Annotated in this window: 14 protein-coding genes; 8 read left to right on the top strand and 6 right to left on the bottom strand. The window is 67.3% G+C overall.

What is annotated here, in order from left to right; translation table 11 throughout:
• Positions 1-70 precede the first annotated feature (70 nt).
• Positions 71-1,603 (bottom strand): cryptochrome/photolyase family protein, encoded by a 1,533-nt coding sequence (locus tag ACQKJZ_RS12225; protein WP_427731327.1) that lies wholly within the window; start codon positions 1,601-1,603, stop codon positions 71-73.
• A 21-nt stretch (positions 1,604-1,624) separates the two neighbouring features.
• Here ACQKJZ_RS12225 and queF point away from each other — a divergent pair, with 21 nt between their 5' ends.
• The 3 genes from queF to ACQKJZ_RS12210 all read left to right on the top strand — a co-directional run bounded on the left by queF (position 1,625) and on the right by ACQKJZ_RS12210 (position 5,859).
• Positions 1,625-2,065 (top strand): preQ(1) synthase, encoded by a 441-nt coding sequence (gene queF / locus ACQKJZ_RS12220; protein WP_427731326.1) that lies wholly within the window; start codon positions 1,625-1,627, stop codon positions 2,063-2,065.
• A 177-nt stretch (positions 2,066-2,242) separates the two neighbouring features.
• The gene (locus tag ACQKJZ_RS12215) at positions 2,243-4,513 is read left to right on the top strand and encodes a glycosyltransferase (RefSeq protein ID WP_427731325.1); all 2,271 of its coding nucleotides are present in this window, start codon (positions 2,243-2,245) and stop codon (positions 4,511-4,513) included.
• A 62-nt stretch (positions 4,514-4,575) separates the two neighbouring features.
• Positions 4,576-5,859: a glycoside hydrolase family 130 protein gene (locus ACQKJZ_RS12210; RefSeq protein WP_312488679.1), complete on the top strand. Its 1,284-nt coding sequence runs from the start codon at positions 4,576-4,578 to the stop codon at positions 5,857-5,859.
• Positions 5,860-6,045: 186 nt separating this feature from the next.
• On the opposite strand, the gene ACQKJZ_RS12205 is transcribed toward ACQKJZ_RS12210, so the two are convergent.
• From ACQKJZ_RS12205 to hflK, 5 genes are all read right to left on the bottom strand, one after another.
• Complete coding sequence (locus tag ACQKJZ_RS12205; protein ID WP_427731324.1) at positions 6,046-8,019, bottom strand: OPT family oligopeptide transporter; 1,974 nt, start codon at positions 8,017-8,019, stop codon at positions 6,046-6,048.
• Positions 8,020-8,344: 325 nt separating this feature from the next.
• On the bottom strand, positions 8,345-9,955 hold the full coding sequence (locus ACQKJZ_RS12200; RefSeq protein ID WP_427731323.1) for a helicase HerA-like domain-containing protein: 1,611 nt from the start codon (positions 9,953-9,955) through the stop codon (positions 8,345-8,347).
• A 180-nt stretch (positions 9,956-10,135) separates the two neighbouring features.
• Entirely contained in the window at positions 10,136-11,665 is a 1,530-nt protein-coding gene (locus ACQKJZ_RS12195) for a Do family serine endopeptidase (protein WP_312488685.1), read from the bottom strand.
• Between the two features lie 106 nt (positions 11,666-11,771).
• Positions 11,772-12,638 (bottom strand): protease modulator HflC, encoded by an 867-nt coding sequence (gene hflC / locus ACQKJZ_RS12190; RefSeq protein WP_427731322.1) that lies wholly within the window; start codon positions 12,636-12,638, stop codon positions 11,772-11,774.
• Complete coding sequence (gene hflK, locus ACQKJZ_RS12185; RefSeq protein WP_427731321.1) at positions 12,635-13,768, bottom strand: protease modulator HflK; 1,134 nt, start codon at positions 13,766-13,768, stop codon at positions 12,635-12,637. The genes hflC and hflK overlap by 4 nt, the downstream gene beginning before the upstream one ends.
• 72 nt (positions 13,769-13,840) lie before the next feature.
• Here hflK and ACQKJZ_RS12180 point away from each other — a divergent pair, with 72 nt between their 5' ends.
• The 5 genes from ACQKJZ_RS12180 (at position 13,841) to ACQKJZ_RS12160 (ending at position 16,546) form a co-directional block, all read left to right on the top strand.
• The gene (locus ACQKJZ_RS12180) at positions 13,841-14,803 is read left to right on the top strand and encodes an Mrp/NBP35 family ATP-binding protein (RefSeq protein ID WP_427731320.1); all 963 of its coding nucleotides are present in this window, start codon (positions 13,841-13,843) and stop codon (positions 14,801-14,803) included.
• 84 nt (positions 14,804-14,887) lie between these two features.
• Complete coding sequence (locus tag ACQKJZ_RS12175; RefSeq protein ID WP_427731319.1) at positions 14,888-15,322, top strand: CoA-binding protein; 435 nt, start codon at positions 14,888-14,890, stop codon at positions 15,320-15,322.
• A 36-nt stretch (positions 15,323-15,358) separates the two neighbouring features.
• On the top strand, positions 15,359-15,625 hold the full coding sequence (locus tag ACQKJZ_RS12170) for a hypothetical protein (protein WP_427731318.1): 267 nt from the start codon (positions 15,359-15,361) through the stop codon (positions 15,623-15,625).
• A gap of 95 nt (positions 15,626-15,720) precedes the next feature.
• Positions 15,721-16,101: a hypothetical protein gene (locus ACQKJZ_RS12165; protein ID WP_427731317.1), complete on the top strand. Its 381-nt coding sequence runs from the start codon at positions 15,721-15,723 to the stop codon at positions 16,099-16,101.
• Positions 16,102-16,117: 16 nt separating this feature from the next.
• The gene (locus ACQKJZ_RS12160) at positions 16,118-16,546 is read left to right on the top strand and encodes a hypothetical protein (protein WP_427731316.1); all 429 of its coding nucleotides are present in this window, start codon (positions 16,118-16,120) and stop codon (positions 16,544-16,546) included.
• The last annotated feature ends 29 nt before the right edge of the window (positions 16,547-16,575 follow it).

The raw sequence follows: 16,575 nt of genomic DNA, 5'->3' as shown, positions 1-16,575 counted from the left end.
GGCTGAACGGAGGGAGGAGTAGGTCTTCCACAACATCCGTTCAGCCTGAGCGAAGTCGAAGCCACGGGACTCACTCCAACCCCTTCAAAAATCCCGCCGCCTGCGCCCGGATCGCTTTCCGGTCCTCCTCCGCCATCCGGTTCAAATTCCGATACGGCATCGCCATGCGCGGGTTCTCGCCGAAGCGGTTCTCATGCCGCGCCAGGAAATCCCAATAGAGCGCGTTGAACGGGCAGGCGTCCTCGCCGACCCGCTGCTTCACGTCATAGCGGCAATGCCCGCAATAATCCGACATCCGGTTGATATACGCCCCCGACGACACGTACGGCTTGGACGCGATGATGCCGCCATCGGCGAACTGGCTCATGCCGACGACATTGGGCAGCTCGACCCATTCATAGGCATCGATATAGATTTCCAGATACCAGCGATGCACCTCGGCCGGGTCCGCGCCGATCAGAATGGCGAAATTGCCCGTCACCATCAGCCGCTGGATATGATGCGCATGCGCGGTGTCGAGCGTCTGGCCCAGCGCCTGCGCCATGCAGTGCATGTCGGTCTCGCCGGTCCAGTAGAAGCCGGGCAGCGGCCGGTCGGCGCGCAGGAAGTTGCGCTCCGCATAATTCGGCCCGACATGCCAATAGAGCCCGCGCACATATTCGCGCCACCCGATGATTTGGCGGATATAGCCTTCGACCGAATTCAGGCTGGCGTTGCCGTCCTCATATTCCGCTTCCGCCATCCGGCAGAGTTCCAGCGGATCGAGCAGTCCCGAATTGATATAGGGCGACAGGACCGAGTGCCACAGCTGGTGCTGCCCGGTCAGCATCGCGTCCTGATAGTCGCCGAATTTGGGCAGGCCGTGCGCCATGAACGCCTCGGCCTGCTTCCGCGCGTCCTCGGCAGTGACAGCATAAGCGAAGCCTTCGAGCGAGCCGGGATGATTGTCGAAACGGCTCGCGACCAGCGTCAGCACCTCGCGGGTCGTCCTGTCGGGCGCGAAGGTCAGCGGCTCGGGCGGCGTGTCCTTCTTCGGCGCGGGCTTGCGGTTGTCGGCGTCGTAATTCCACTTGCCGCCCTCGGGCTTGTCGCCCTTCATCAAGAGGCCGGTCTTGCGCCGCATCAGCCGGTAGAAAAACTCCATGCGGAGTTCCTTGCGGTCCTTCGCCCACTCCTCGAACTCGCCCTGGCTGGCGATGAAGCGGGTGTCGGGGCGGATGTCGACGGGGATACCGAACATCGTCTCCCACGCCTCCAGCATCGCGGCGACGCGCCATTCGCCCGCCTGGGTTACGACGATCCGTTCAGGGTCATGACGTTCGACCGCGCGGGCAACCTCACCGGTGAAGCTGCCCGCGTTGTCGGGGTCGTTCAGCTTGACGTAATCGACCCGCCAGCCCGCCTGTTTCAGCGCCTCGGCATGGTGGCGCATGGCCGACAGGATATAGGCGATCTTGGCCTTGTGATGGCGGACGTAACTCGTCTCGTCCGCCACCTCCATCATCAGCAGCACGGTGCGTTTCGGATCGGCGCCCTCCAGCGATGACAGGTTCATCGACAATTGATCGCCCAGAATCGGGATCAGCGTTGGCGCTTTGGGCATGGCTGTCCTACATGGCCTTTCATGAAGCATCTCGGCCAGACCAGCGCGCTGCCCGCTTCCCCGGAAGAGGCGGTGCTCGATTATGTTCCCAACCCCCGTCCGGGGCGCACCTATCTGATCCGGTTCGCCGCGCCCGAGTTCACCTCGCTATGCCCGGTAACCGGCCAGCCCGACTTCGCGCATCTCGTCATCGACTATGTGCCGGGCGAGACGATCGTCGAGTCCAAGTCATTGAAACTGTTCCTCGGCAGCTTCCGCAACCATGCCGGTTTCCATGAGGATTGCACCGTCGGCATCGGCGAGCGGCTGTTCGACGAGATGAAGCCCATCTGGCTGCGCATCGGCGGATACTGGTATCCGCGCGGCGGCATCCCCATCGACGTGTTCTGGCAGTCCTCCGCCCCGCCCGCCGATCTATGGCTGCCCGACCAGGGCGTGGCCGGGTATCGCGGCCGAGGGTGAGGGCCATAGCCGCTGCCTGGAGATGGACGTAATTTTCCGTCTTCTGGTCGCGTCAACCGTTTGCAGTGCAGCAAATATGTAACACGCCCTGCAACCTTCCTGCCAAATGCGTGTTGATTGAAGCGCGTGGTGTGCGGCGGATCTGCCGTCGCCGCTACGTTTTCAAGGACATGCGATATGGTGGATGCGAACGGAACCGTGATCGAGCGATTGGCGCTGATTGGCAACTTCCTGCCCCGGCAATGCGGGCTCGCGACCTTCACCACCGACGTCTATACCGCGATGCGCGATCGCTTTCCTGAGCTGGCGGTCGATGTCTATGCGATGGACGATCATCCCGGCCGCTACGCCTATCCCCCGGCGGTGACCGCCGCCATCGCGCAGCATGATCGCGGCGCCTATATTGACACCGCCCGCCGGATCGAGGCGAGCGGCGCGCAGGCGATCTGGGTTCAGCATGAATATGGCATCTATGGCGGTGCCGCCGGCGAGCACCTGCTGGCGATGCTCGATCGCACCACGCTGCCCGTGATCGCGACGCTGCACACCGTTCTCGAAAAGCCCTCCGCCGACGAGCGTCGCGTGATGGAGGGGCTGCTGCGCCGCTGCGCGCGCATCATCGTCATGGCCGACAAGGGTCGCGACATCCTCCAGCGCGTCTATGGCGCCGATCCGCGCCAGATCGCGATGATCCCGCACGGCGTGCCCGATCGCGACCTGATCGCGCCCGACAGCCTGAAGGCGAAGTTCGGCTGGGAAGGGCGCAAGGTCGTCTTCACCTTCGGTCTGCTCGCGCCCAACAAGGGGATCGAGACGATCATCGAGGCGCTGCCCGCCGTCGCCGCGCACCATCCCGAGCTGCTCTATGTGGTGCTGGGCGCGACCCATCCCAATCTGGTGGCGCATGAGGGCGAGGCCTATCGCGACCGGCTGAAGGCACTGGCCGAGGCGCGCGGCGTGGCGGACAATGTCGCCTTCGTCGACGCCTTTGTCGATCATGACGACCTGATCGAATATCTCCAGGCGGCCGACATCTACGCGACGCCCTATAACAACCCCGCCCAGATCACGAGCGGAACGCTGTCCTACGCCATCGGCGTAGGCAAGGCGGTGATCTCGACGCCCTATGTCCATGCCACCGAAATCCTGGCGGACGATCATGGCGTTCTGGTCGGCTTCGGCGATGTCGCTGCCTTCGCGCGCGAGATCGACCGGCTGCTGTCGGACGAGGCCGCCCGCGACCATCTGTCGCAGCGGGCCTATGCGCGCGGCCGCACGATGATCTGGCCACGTCTGGCCGAGGCGGCGCTGGAGCAGATCGGCGCGGCCATCACCGCGCGTCCGCGCCGTCTTCAGGCCGAATATCGCCCGGCGATCAAGCCGCTTGTCGCCGACCTCGCCGCCGTCGAGCGGATGAGCGACTCGACCGGCATGTTGCAGCACGCCATCTACTCGGTCCCCGATCGCCGGCATGGCTATTGCATCGACGACAATGCCCGTGCGCTGATCTTCATGACGCAGGCGCCCGGCATCGATCCCGTCACGCGCGACAAGTGGACGACCATCTACGCCTCGTTCCTGCAATATGCCTGGAACCCGGAAGCGCGGCGGTATCGCAACTTCATGCGCTTCGACCGCAGCTGGTGCGAGGATGTGGGGTCGGAGGATTCCAACGGGCGCACCCTCTGGGCGTTGGGCGTGACCGCGCGCGATGCGCAGATGGCCAAACACCGCGACTGGGCGCAGATGTGGTTCGATGCGACCGCCTCGCTGGCGCTCGACCTGGGGTCGCTCCGTGCACAGGCTTTCGCGATGCTGGGTGCGGCCGCCATGCTGGAGGCGCGGCCGGGGCATCAGTTGGCGCGTGCCATCCTCGAAAAGATGCCCGACCTGCATCTGGCTCTGCTGGAGGAGGCGCGTCGGCCCGAATGGCAGTGGTTCGAGATCGTTCTCGCCTATGACAATGCCCGCGTGCCGCAGGCGCTGATCGAGGCGGGGCGTGCGCTCGGTCGACAGGACCTGATCGATTGCGGCATTTCGACGCTCGACTGGATCGTCGCCAAGCAGACCTCGCCCGAGGGACGGTTCCGCGCGGTCGGCAGCGAAAGCTTCGGCCGCCCCTATGCCGAGCCGTTGCAGTTCGACCAGCAGCCGCTGGAGGCGCAGGCGACGGTCGAGGCGTGCCAGTCGGCTTATCTCGCCACCCGCGATCCGCGGTGGATCAAGGAGGGCGAGCGCGCTTATGGCTGGTTCCTGGGGGTCAACGACCTCGACCTGCCGCTGGCGACCGCCAATGACGGCGGCTGTTTCGACGGCCTGATGCCGACCGGCCTCAATCGCAACCAGGGCGCCGAATCGATCCTGGCGCTGCAACTCGCCAATTGCGCGATTGCAAGCCTTTGCCAATCCGCCTCAACCATGGCAGGAGCCGATCGTCACATCGCCTGACGCGTCATGCGCGAAAGGTGATGAGGCAGGCGTTTTTGGTAGAGTGGCGAGACGATAGCGCGATGGATTTGTTCAACCACCGGCTGCGGCTTCATGCCGATCCTTCCCGCGTCGTGGTCCGCCCCTTTCACATAGCCTGGGGCGGCGGCAACGGTGCGCCCCCCAGTCGGACCGAGCGCTTGGTCGGCGAGGTGCTGGCCATGTCGCCGCAGGAAGCGCGCGACCAGCTGGAAACCGTGCTGAAGGATTTCGAGGCGCGCCACTGGCAAACGCGGCGCGTCTTCATGACCCGCTACGACCAGATCGAGGATCTGCTGAAGCTCGACGGGTCGAAGATCAGCGACGAGAAGCGGCAGCTGATCGGCGCCTATTTCTGCCACGAATATAGCTATGCCGCCGCCGCGCTGATGAATCCCTCGGCGGTGCCGCATTTCGACCAGACCGGCATCCAGCCGGGATCGCAGCGTATCCTGATGTCGATGCGCGCGGTGGGTGAGGGGCATATCTCCTCGGTCGCCTTCCGCGAAGGCATCATCAACGACCAGAACCAGCTCCGCCTCGCGCCCGAGCCGCCCTTCGCGACCGCGACCGACGTGCATGGCTGGGGCGACGACGATGTGCCCAACGGCCCCGTCACCGTGCATCGCCACCGCGACTCGACGCTGTCGGGCACGGTCATCTTCCCGATTACCCAGGCCCAGTCCAAGGGGCTGGAGGACATGCGGATCGTCCAGTTCACGCATGACGACGGCGCGGTCGAATGGATCGGCACTTATACCGCCTATGACGGTGCGGGCATCCAGTCCGAGCTGATGCGTACGCGCGACTTCCGCTCGTTCGACCTGGTGCCGATGACCGGATCGGCGGCGCGCAACAAGGGCATGGCACTGTTCCCGCGCAAGGTCGGCGGCCAATATATGATGATCGGGCGGCAGGACGGCGAGAACCTGTTCCTGCTCAAGTCCGACTCGCTGACCCATTGGGACGAGGGCGAGAAGATCCTGACCCCCGTCTTCCCGTGGGAGCTGGTGCAGATCGGCAATTGCGGCCCGCCCATCGAGACGGACGAGGGCTGGCTGCTGCTGACCCACGGCGTCGGCGCGATGCGCAAATATTCGATCGGCGCCGCGCTGCTTGACAAGAACGACCCGTCCAAAGTGCTCGGCCGGACGAAGCAGCCGATCCTCGCCGCCAAGGACCAGGACCGCGAGGGCTATGTGCCCAACGTCGTCTATTCCTGCGGCGCGATCCGCCACGGCGATTCGCTGTTCCTGCCCTACGGCATCGCGGACAGCTCGATCGGCTTTGCCTTCGTGAAGATCAGCGAGCTGCTGGCGGCGATGTGACGGCGCGGTGGCGCGGGTGATGTACCGCGCCACGAAGCCCCCTTTCCATTCCTCCCCTGTAAGGGGAGGGGGACCATCCGAAGGATGGTGGAGGGGTGTCCCCGCTGGCCGTGATACCCCTCCGTCAGGGCTGCGCCCTGCCACCTCCCCTTACAGGGGAGGAATGATAGTCCGTCATAGTGCTGCTCAGCGCGCCGGCGGCAGGGCCACGACCTGACGGCGCGTGTAGCGATAGAGCCCCGCCACCAGTCCCAGGAACACTAACGTCCCCCCGACCAGCGCGGGCGTCGCGAATCCGTCGCCGACCAGCGCCAGCGGTGCATCCGAGTTGGTCAGATAGACGATGCCGGCAAAGCCGACGCCCCAAAGACTCTCGCCGACGATCAGGCCGGTCGCGGCGAGCACGCCCAGCCGCTCGGCGGTCTCGGGATTCCCGCTGCGCCGGGCCCAGCGATCATAGGCGTGGCCGATCACGGCCCCCAGCACGACCGGCAGCGTGGCGGTCATCGGCAAATAAATGCCCAAACCCACACCCAGCGGCGGCAGACGCAGCCAGCCCAGCTTGCCCAGCACCTCGTCGGCGACGATCACCCCGACACCGACAAGCGCCCCGATGCCGATCATCGTCCAGTTGAGGTCACCGCCCAGCACCCCCTTGGCGAGTGCGGAGATCAGCGCGGCCTGCGGTGCCGACAGCGCATTGGGCCCGGCCCCCGGCGTGCCGGCGAAGCCCAGCGTCGCGTTGAGCAGGTCGAGCACCGGCGGGATCACCAGGCTGCCGAAGACGACGCCGATCATCAGCGCGACCTGCTGCTTCCACGGCGTCGCACCGACCAGCTCGCCGGTCTTCAGGTCCTGGAGATTGTCGTTGGAGATGGTCGCGACGCCGAACACGACGCCGGTGACGATCAGCGCATAGGCGACCAGCGCCTGCGTCGTCTCCGGCGGCGTGCCGCGCCCAAACAGCCCGACGAGGAGCAATGCGGCGGCCAGCACCGACAGAATGCCGATCCCCGACACCGGGCTGTTCGACGCGCCGATCAGCCCCGCCATATAGCCGCATACGGCCGCGATCACGAGGCCAATGAGCAGGATGAAGAGCAGCGCGCCGGCGATCAGCGCGAAGCCCGATGCGGCCAGCGGTCCGCCCGCGATCACCGACCAGAGCAGCCCCGCGATCGGCACCAACGTCGCCAGCGCGACGGCGGCGACGATGCCGATCGGCAGATCGCGCTCGCCGACCGCCAGCACCGCGCCGTCGCGCTTGGCCGAGGCGGCGGCGAGCGAGGAGCGGATGCCGCCGATGACCGGCCCGATGATCTTGATGAGCGTCCAGATCGCCGCCACCCCGATCACGCCCGCACCCAGGAAGCGCACGTCGCGGCTGAAGATGCCGCCCGCCCATTCGGCGACGGGCCCGGCCGATGGGGCCATGGCGGTCAGGATCGGCAAGGCGATCCACCATCCGATGGCGATGCCGGCCAGCATCGCCATGCCGACCGACAGCCCGACCAGATGCCCGACCCCGATCAGCGCGAAGGACAGCCCGCCGGCGATCCCCGTCGCGCCCGCGCCGGTGCGGAACCAGACCGCCGCCTCGGCCACCGCCAGCTTGGTCTGGGTCAGGATCGCGAAACCGGCCGAGGCGATGGCGTTGACGACGATCAGCCGCAGCCCGACCGCGCTCTCCGCCTCGCCCTCGCGGCTGCCCGCGCCGACCTTCAGCACCTCGGCGGCGGCGCGGCCTTCGGGGTAGGGCAGGTCGGTGTCGACGACGAGCGCGCGACGCAAGGGTACCGAAAACATGACGCCCAATATACCCCCCGTCGCGGTGATCCCGGCGGTCAGCAGATAGGGGAAGCCCTGCCACCAGCCGATCATGACCAGGCCCGGCAGCACGAAGATGATCGCCGCCAGTGTCCCGGCCGCCGAGGCGACCGTCTGGACGATGTTGTTCTCCAGCACCGAGCTGTTCGGCAGGTAGCGCAGGATGGCCATCGAGATGACCGCCGCCGGGATCGAGGTGGCGAAGGTCAGCCCGACTTTCAGCCCGAGATAGACATTGGCGGCGGTGAACAAGAGGGTGATCAACCCGCCCAGCGCGATGCCGCGAAGGGTCAGCTCGGCGATGGGGGCGGTCGTGGTCGGGGTACGGCTCATGTGCGCAGATGTGGCAGAGTGCGGGGCGCTCGCCTAGCGTTTCGTGGGGGGGCTGCGACCTCGCTTGGCGAGAGCGGGGGCTCCTCCCAACCTCCGTTCAGTCTGAGCGCAGTCGAAGGCCAAGGGATTCCATCACCACCGACCCTCACCCTTCCGGCGCCAAGGCGCCTCCCTCCCTCTCCCACCGGGAGAGGGAAGGGGCCCGCCCGCTCTGGCGGGTGGGAAGGGTGAGGGTGGTGCCTTCGACGTCGCGCGATTCTTGCAGCAACAGAGGTCAACCCGTGGCCTTCGACTTTGCTCAGGCTGAACGGGGGGTAGGGGCGGGCTACCCCCGGAACAGATTCCCCAGCACGCCGCGCACCACGGCGCCGACGATGCCTCCGCCCGTGCTGCTCAACCGCCGCCGCGATCCGCCGCCGAAGACCTGCTTGCCGATCTCGTTGGCGACCTGTCGCCCGATCGAGGAACTGGCCGAGCGGGCCGCGCTGCTTGCCATCTTGGCCCAGGGGGAGTTCGCGGCCTCGCGCTGCTCGGCGATGCGGGCGCGTTCGGCCTCCTTGGCGGCTTTCGCCTCCGCCTTCGCCTGTTGCGCCGCCTGCTTGTCCGCTTCGGTCTGCGCTTTGGCTTCGGCCGCCGCGGCGGCGGCTTCCTGCGTCTTGGCGGCGAGCAGTTCCTCGGCCGATTCGCGATCGACCGCCTGGTCGTACTTCGTGCCGATCGCATCGGTCTCGATCAGGACCTTGCGCTCCTCGGGCGTGGCCGGCCCGACCCGGCTGCGCGGCGGCGCGATCATCGTGCGCTCGACCGGCGAGGGGGAGCCGTCGGGCTGGAGCAGCGACACCAGCGCCTCGCCGACCTTCAACTCGGTGATCGCACTCGCGACGTCGACACCGGGATTGGCGCGGAACGTCTCGGCCGCCGAACGTACCGCGGCCTGGTCGCGCGGGGTGAAGGCGCGAAGGGCATGCTGCACCCGGTTGCCCAGCTGGCCCGCGATCTTGTCGGGCACGTCGATCGGGTTCTGGGTGATGAAATAGACGCCGACGCCCTTCGACCGGATCAGCCGGACGACCCGCTCGATCGTGTCGACCAAGGCCGGCGCGGCATCGTCGAACAGCAGATGCGCCTCGTCGAAGAAGAAGACGAGCTTGGGCTTGTCGGGGTCGCCGATCTCGGGAAGCTGCTCGAACAGCTCGGAGAGTAGCCAGAGGAGGAAGGTGGCGTAGAGCTTGGGGCTCGCCATCAGCTGGTCGGCGGCCAGGATGTTGACCACCCCGCGTCCCGCCTCGTCGGTGGCGATCAGGTCGGTCAGCTCCAGCGCCGGCTCGCCGAAGAAATGCTCGGCGCCTTGCGTGCGCAACTGGAGCAGCGCGCGCTGAATCGCGCCGATCGACTGTTTGGAGACATTGCCATAGGTCGTGGTCAGCTCGTTCGCCCGCGCGGCGCATTCGGTTAGCATCGCCTGGAGATCGTCCAGGTCGAGGAGCAGCAGCCCTTCCTTGTCCGCGACATGGAAGGCAATGGTCAGCACGCCCTCCTGGGTCTCGTTCAGGCCCATCATCCGCGCGAGGAGCAGTGGCCCCATCTCCGATACGGTGGCACGCACGGGATGGCCCTGCTGGCCGAACAGGTCCCAGAACTGCACCGGCGTGGCGTCGTAGGACCAGTCGGCCATGCCCAGCTCGGCGGCGCGGCCGGCGAAGGCGGCGTGGGTCTTGGCCAGCGCCGATCCGGCAAGCCCCAAACCCGACAGGTCGCCTTTCACGTCGGCGACGAAGCTGGGCACGCCGGCGCGTGAGAACCCCTCGACCATGGTCTGGAGCGTCACCGTCTTTCCGGTGCCGGTCGCCCCCGCGATCAGGCCGTGGCGGTTCGCGCGCTTGAGGTCGATCGCCTGTGGCTTGCCGCCACCCATGCCGATGAAGATGCCGTCCATGCCGCGTATCTTATCGCGGCGGTTGGCGACGGGAATAGCAAAAGGGCCGCCGCACCCGAGAGATGCGACGGCCCTTCCGATACCTTTGCCCTTCCGGCGCTTCGCGCCTCCTTCCCTCTCCCGGTGGGAGAGGGAAGGGGCCCGCACGCCATCGGCGTGTGGGAAGGGTGAGGGTCGATTTTACTTGATGCGCAACGGCATCAGGCGGTCGGCGATGCGGCCGCGCGTGATCTGCGCCAGCACCTGCGGCCGGCCGGCCGCCTTGGCGGCGGCGACGACCTGTTGGAGGTCGGCGGCGCTGCGCACCGGGGTGCCGTTGATCGCCGAGATGACGTCGCCGCGCTTCAGCTTGGAGGCGGCATCGCTCGACGGATCGACCGCCGCGACCACCACGCCCTGCGTCGACGGATCGACATTGATCGCGCGCGCGATCGCCGGGGTCAGCGTCTGGACCGACAGGCCCAGGCCGCCGCCAGTGGCGGGTGCGACCTGCGCATCATCGTCATTGTCCGGGAACGCATCCGATCCGTCACCCATCGATGCGGCGAGCTGCTCGTTCGACGGACGCGTCGCGGCGGTCGCGGTCAGCGACAGCGGCTTGCCGTTGCGCAGCACCTCCAGCTGGACGCGCGCGTTCGGCTGAACGTTGGCGACCAGATAGGACAGGGTCTGCTCGGGCGTCACCGCCTGGCCGTTGACCTTGGTCACCACGTCGAAGGCGCGCAGGCCGGCCTTGGCGGCGGGGCCGTTCGGCTCGACCTTGGCGATGATCTCGCCCTGGCCCTTGGGGATGCCCAGCGAGGCGGCGACATCGTCGGTCACCGGGCCGCCGATCTGCACGCCCAGATAGCCGCGCTCGATCTTCTGGCCCTTCATCAGCTTGTCGATAATCGGCTTGGCATCTTCCGCCGGGATGGCGAAACCGATGCCGATATTGCCGCCCGACTGCGAATAGATCTGGCTGTTGATGCCGATGACGTTGCCGTTCATGTCGAACATCGGGCCGCCGGAATTGCCCTGGTTGATTGCGGCGTCGGTCTGGATGAAGCGGTCGTTCGCGCCGCCCTGACCGGTCACGCGGTGCACGGCCGACACGATACCGGCGGTCACAGTGCTCGACAGGCCGAAGGGCTGGCCGATCGCCAGCACCCAGTCGCCGGGGCGTGCCCGCGACGAATCGCCGAAGCGGACGAAGGGCAGATTCGTGCCCTGGATCTTCAGGACGGCGAGATCCGAAGTTTCGTCGCGGCCGACGACCTTGGCGGTATATTCCTTGCGGTCGTTCAGCGTCACCGTGATCGAGTCGACCGATGCGCCCTGTGCGCCCGGCGCGATCACGTGGTTATTGGTGACGATATAGCCGTCGGGCGAGATCAGGAAGCCCGAGCCCAGCGAGGCGCCTTCGCGCTTCTGCGGCTGCGGCCCGGCCTGGCCGCCGAACTGACCGAAAAAGCCCTCGAACGGCGTGCCGGCGAACGGGTTCGCCTGCTGCTTGACGGTGATCGACTGCTTGGTCGAGATGTTGACGACGGCGGGCTGGAGCTTGGCAACCATGTCGGCAAAGCTCATCGGGGCGCCGGCGCGCGGGGCGACCGCCTGGATCGCGCCCGGCTCGTTCTGCGCGACCTGCGCCGTGCCGGGTTGCAGGGCCAGGGTGGCGGTCGCGCCGCCGAGGAGGAGCGCACTGGTAATGGCGTAGGCGTAACGCACTGGGCTGAGGTCCTCTCAATGAAAATTCAGTTTGACAGTGTCTTATTTGCCACTGTCTGGCTGAACGACGCTTGAATATGAACGGGCGGACAGGCGGAAAAACCGCTTATCGGCCCGGCGTGGTGAATTCCTTCAGATAGCTGTTGTTCGGCGACAGAATGATCTGGGTGCTGCCATGTTCCTGCGTGCTGCCGTCCGCGCCGAAGGTATGGCGATAGGACTGCATGGCGCGATAGAAGTCATAGAAGCCCGGGTCCTTGCCGAACGCCTGGGCGTAGATTTGCGCCGCCTGCGCATCGGCATCGGCGCGGACGATCTGCGCCTGCTTCTGGCCTTGCGCGGCGATGGTGATCGCCTCCTGCTGGCGCGCGGTCTGCATCCGGCGCAGCGCGCTTTCCAGCGGCGTGCCCTGGGGCAGTTCGGCCTCCTTGATGCGCACGTCGACGATCTGCACGCCGTACTGGCGCGCGATCCGGTCGAGCCGGACCTGGATCGCGTCCATCACCTCGCCCCGCTCGGGGCTGAGCAGTTCGGAGAAGCGACGCTTGCCCAGCTCGTTGCGCAGCGCCGAGCCGAAGATCGGACGCAGCTGGTTGGCGACGCCCTCTTCGCTGCCGGCGGTCGCCAGCATGCGGCGCGGATCGATGACGCGGAAACGCGCAAAGGCATCGACATTCATGCGCAGCTGGTCGGTCGACAGCACCTGGGTATTTTCCAGGTCGAGGTCGAGGACGCGCTTGTCGACCCACACGATGCGGTCGATGAACGGGATGCGCGCGATCAGGCCCGCGCCGCTCTCGCCCAGCGGCTCGTTGGGGCGATAGCCGTTGACGATGCGCCGGGGCTGCTCGAAGCGATAGACCACCGCCTGCTTGGTTTCCGGCACGATCGCGAAGGTCGCGGCGGCGACGATCACGGCGAGCAGCAGCGCGACACCCAGCACGATCGGGTTGCGAAGGGTCAGGCCGTTCACTGGCCACCTCCCTGCTGCGCGGGCGCGGGCGTGGGGGCGGCGACCTCCGGCGGCGGCGGCGTGTTACGTCCGCCCTTGGCCAGCGGCAGATAGGGCACCACGCCCGGCGTCTCGACGATGGTCTTGTCCGACTTGGCCAGCACGGCCTCCATGGTCTCGTAATACATGCGTCGGCGCGTCACTTCGGGAGCCAGGCGATATTGTTCGTACACCTTGTCGAACTGCGCCGCTTCGCCCTGCGCGCGGGCGATCACCTGCTGGGCATAGGAGCGCGCCTGGTTGACGTTGGCGACGGCCTCCTGCTGCGCGGCGGTCACCTTGTTGAAGTCGTCGACGATCTGCGCGGGCGGGGTCGCCTGCTTGATCGCCACGCCCTGGATACGGACGCCCGACTGATATTCGTTCAGGATCGACTGGGTCAGCTCCTGCACGCGCTGCTCGATGCCGGTGCGCCCCGAACCCAGCGCCTGATCCAGCGTGGTGTCGGCGATGACCGCGCGCATCGCGCTTTCGGCGGCGGCGCGCACGGTTTCCTGCGGCTGCGCCAGGCGGAAGGCGTAATCGCGCGGATTGGCGATGTCCCAGCGGACCGAATAGGTCAGGTCGATGATGTTCTGGTCGCCGGTCAGCACCAGATTCTCACCCGAGCCCTCGGGGAAATTCTCGGTGCGGATCTTCTGCACGTCCAGCACGCGGACGCTGGCGATGGGGGCGGGCGCGGTCAGCTGGATGCCCGGATCGAGGATGCCGGTGTAGCGCCCGAAATAGGTGACGACGCCGCGCTGCTGCGGGCCGATGGGATGGATCGAGGTGTAAAGCACCCAGATGCCGACCAGGATCGCGGCGCCGATCGCCCAGAGCGTCCGGCCTCCGGGTGCACCGGGCAGGCCGCTGAAACCGCCGCCCGAGCCACCGGGGCCATCGCCCGGGCCGCCGCCCGATCCGCGCGCCTTGCGGATGAACTCATCCAGCGCGGTGGGCTTGCCCGGCGTCTTGCGACCGCCCGGCGGCATCGCCCACGGGTTGCGAGGACCTCCCTCGGAGTCTTCGCCGGACCCTCCCCAGGGGCCCTTCGGCGATTCGGCGGCAAGAATGGGGGGGCGTCGGAAGCGACCCGTCAGCTTTCTCATGTCCATCGTTATAGGAACGGTTCATCGACAAAAACAGTGCCAAGCCGTCGATCGCATCCTATCTGCCGCGTCATGAGCATGATCGATACGGTGAAGGCGGCGGTGGCCGCCGTGGCGGGCAAGCGCGCGAGCGTGCGGATGGAGGGCGCCAAGGCGGGCGTGGTCCTCGACGCGACCGGGCTGGACGGCGCGGATCGCCACGCACTGGAGGAACAGGTCAAGGCCGCCGCGATGCAGTCCGGGGTGGAGGATATCCGCATCGTCCTGACCGCCGAGAAGCTGGAGCGGCGCATCGTTGCGGTCGCCAGCGGCAAGGGCGGCGTCGGCAAATCGACCCTGTCCGCCAATCTCGCCATCGCGCTGGCGCGGATGGGGCGCAAGACCGGACTGGTCGATGCCGACATCTATGGTCCGTCGCAACCCCGGCTGATGGCGGCCGAGGGGGTGAAGCCGGTCGCGCAGGACGGCAAGCTGCAACCCGTGGCCACCCCTTATGGCGTCTCGCTGTTGTCGATGGGCCAGCTGGTCGAGGCGGACAAGGCGATCGCCTGGCGCGGGCCGATGGCGGCGGGCGCGCTCAGCCAGCTGGTCGATGGCGACTGGGGCGCGACCGACACCTTGGTCCTCGATCTGCCGCCGGGCACCGGCGACGTGCAGCTGACCATGGTGCAGAAGCATCGCCCGGCGGGCGCAGTGATCGTCTCGACGCCGCAGGACCTGGCGCTGATCGACGCGCGGCGCGCGATCGACCTGTTCGCCAAGGCGGGCGTGCCGATCATCGGGCTGGTCGAGAATATGGCGGGCTATTGCTGCCCGCACTGCGGCGGCCTCTCCGATCCGTTCGGCTCGGGCGGCGCGGAAGCGGCGGCGGCCGAGCTGGGCATCCCGTTCCTGGGCCGTGTGCCGCTGACCATCGCGATCCGCACCGCCTCCGACGCGGGCCGGCCGCCGGCCGCCGGCGAGGACGATGCGGTGTTCGCACCGATCGCCGCGCAGGTGGCGAACTGGCTGGCGCAGTCCTCACGCGGCGGATGAAACCAGCGGAGCGGCGGGACGTTTGACAGCGATCCCCCGCCTGCGCGCGACGCGCCGGGTCGGCGGGGGCGAAGGGGAAAGCCGATGCCGTTGACCGCTGACGAGGATATCCGGGCGCTGCTGACCAACGCGCATACGATCGCGCTGGTCGGGGCGTCCGACCGACCCGATCGCCCGTCCTATGGCGTGATGAAACGGCTTCAGGATCACGGCTACCGCGTGATCCCGGTCAACCCGCAGATCACCGGCGAGCATGTGCACGGCGAGTTCGTCTTCCGCGAGTTGGGCCAGTTGGGGGACCCTATCGACATCGTCGATATCTTCCGCCGGTCGGATGCGGTCGAGCCGATCGTCGAGGAAGCGATCGCGATCGGCGCGAAGGCCATCTGGATGCAGCTGGGCGTCGTCAACGAAGCCGCCGCCGTACGGGCCGAGGCGGCGGGGTTGAGCGTGGTCATGGACCGCTGTCCCGCGATCGAGATTCCCCGGCTTGGTATCGCGCCGGTCGAAGGTGCATGATCGCCCGATAAGGCGCACGAAAAGGGGAGTGGGAGGATGATTCCGTTTCTGCTGCTGTTGGCCGGGGCATCAGGGCCTGCGGGGGAGTCGTTGAAGCTGCCCCGCCTGACGACCGGCTGCACCCTGGCCACCTGCCCGCCTGTCGCCAAACGCTCGCCCTATCGCCTGGCGCAGGACAATCCGATGCCGATCGATTCCAAGACGCGCGCCTTTGCCAATGACGGCACCTATTGCGCCGTGGTCGGCGACAAATATTGCCGCAGCAAGCCGCGCACCCTGCTGCGCCAGCCGATCGACCGCTGAACCGTCGAAACGCCGCCGCCCCTGATGTCGCTGGCATTGGCCCGTAAAAGCGCGCATGATCGCGCGACGGCGGATCATGCGCCGGGAGGCATGCCATGTCCGGGACGGTGCTGACCCTGTTGATGACGATGGCGGCGCAGGCGCCGTCGGACGAACCCGCGTCGGTGGATGCCATCATGGCGAACACACGCCGGCTGACCAGCGTCGAGCGGCCCTGCGTCTATGACCGCAACAGCACCGACATCACCGTATGCGGCCGGCGGAACGCCGACCGGTTCCGCGTCCCCTTCGTCCCGCCGCCGGAGCCGGGCGATCCGAAGCGTGAGGGCGTGATGGCCGAGCGCACCCGGCTGCTCGCGCGCACGACCCCGATCGATGAAATGTCGCCCTTTCTGGTGAATGGCGGCTTCACCGGTGTGACCATGGACACCAACCCTCGCGACCATGGCCCGACGTTGCGCAAGCCCGCCCCGTGAGACGAAGGAGCGCCCGATGCTGCCCCTTTTGCTGATCGCCCTTCAGGCCGCGCCGGCCACGCCGCTGGCACCGGGCGCGGAGCGTTTCTCCATATTGACCACCGACCCCTGTCCCGCTTCGGCCGGAACGGAGAATGAGGTCATCGTGTGCGGCCGGCGCTTGGGTAACGACCGGCTGCCGCACGATCCCGATGCGCCGCCCGCCAAGCCGCTGATGTCCAATCCCTATCTGACCGGGGCGGGCGCCCTGCAAGCCACGGCCGCGCCGTGTGCGGCCGTCATGCGGGGTTGCACGACCGGTGTCGATGTCATCCTACCCGCCCTGCTGCTCGCCAACGAAGCGCGGATCGGGATCAGCAAGCTGGTCGACAAGTCGCGTGACAAGAGCAAGCGCTTACCCATCGCGCTCGACGGGCCGGGGCCGGCCGGGCATCTCGAACCCTGATCCTCCCCGGTACGGGGAGGGTGTGCGAG

Source organism: Sphingomonas sp. NPDC019816, from assembly GCF_050274375.1.
In the GTDB taxonomy this organism is placed as follows: Bacteria; Pseudomonadota; Alphaproteobacteria; order Sphingomonadales; family Sphingomonadaceae; genus Sphingomonas.
This window is presented reverse-complemented; position numbering and strand designations above follow the sequence as displayed.

Bases quoted from the DNA above. Each gene is read 5' to 3' on its own strand.
- ACQKJZ_RS12225 (WP_427731327.1), bottom strand. From the start codon at position 1,603: ATGCCCAAAGCGCCAACGCTGATCCCGATTCTGGGCGATCAATTGTCG.
- queF (WP_427731326.1), top strand. From the start codon at position 1,625: ATGAAGCATCTCGGCCAGACCAGCGCGCTGCCCGCTTCCCCGGAAGAG.
- ACQKJZ_RS12215 (WP_427731325.1), top strand. From the start codon at position 2,243: ATGGTGGATGCGAACGGAACCGTGATCGAGCGATTGGCGCTGATTGGC.
- ACQKJZ_RS12210 (WP_312488679.1), top strand. From the start codon at position 4,576: ATGGATTTGTTCAACCACCGGCTGCGGCTTCATGCCGATCCTTCCCGC.
- ACQKJZ_RS12205 (WP_427731324.1), bottom strand. From the start codon at position 8,019: ATGAGCCGTACCCCGACCACGACCGCCCCCATCGCCGAGCTGACCCTT.
- ACQKJZ_RS12200 (WP_427731323.1), bottom strand. From the start codon at position 9,955: ATGGACGGCATCTTCATCGGCATGGGTGGCGGCAAGCCACAGGCGATC.
- hflK (WP_427731321.1), bottom strand. From the start codon at position 13,768: ATGAGAAAGCTGACGGGTCGCTTCCGACGCCCCCCCATTCTTGCCGCC.
- ACQKJZ_RS12180 (WP_427731320.1), top strand. From the start codon at position 13,841: ATGAGCATGATCGATACGGTGAAGGCGGCGGTGGCCGCCGTGGCGGGC.
- ACQKJZ_RS12175 (WP_427731319.1), top strand. From the start codon at position 14,888: ATGCCGTTGACCGCTGACGAGGATATCCGGGCGCTGCTGACCAACGCG.
- ACQKJZ_RS12170 (WP_427731318.1), top strand. From the start codon at position 15,359: ATGATTCCGTTTCTGCTGCTGTTGGCCGGGGCATCAGGGCCTGCGGGG.
- ACQKJZ_RS12165 (WP_427731317.1), top strand. From the start codon at position 15,721: ATGTCCGGGACGGTGCTGACCCTGTTGATGACGATGGCGGCGCAGGCG.
- ACQKJZ_RS12160 (WP_427731316.1), top strand. From the start codon at position 16,118: ATGCTGCCCCTTTTGCTGATCGCCCTTCAGGCCGCGCCGGCCACGCCG.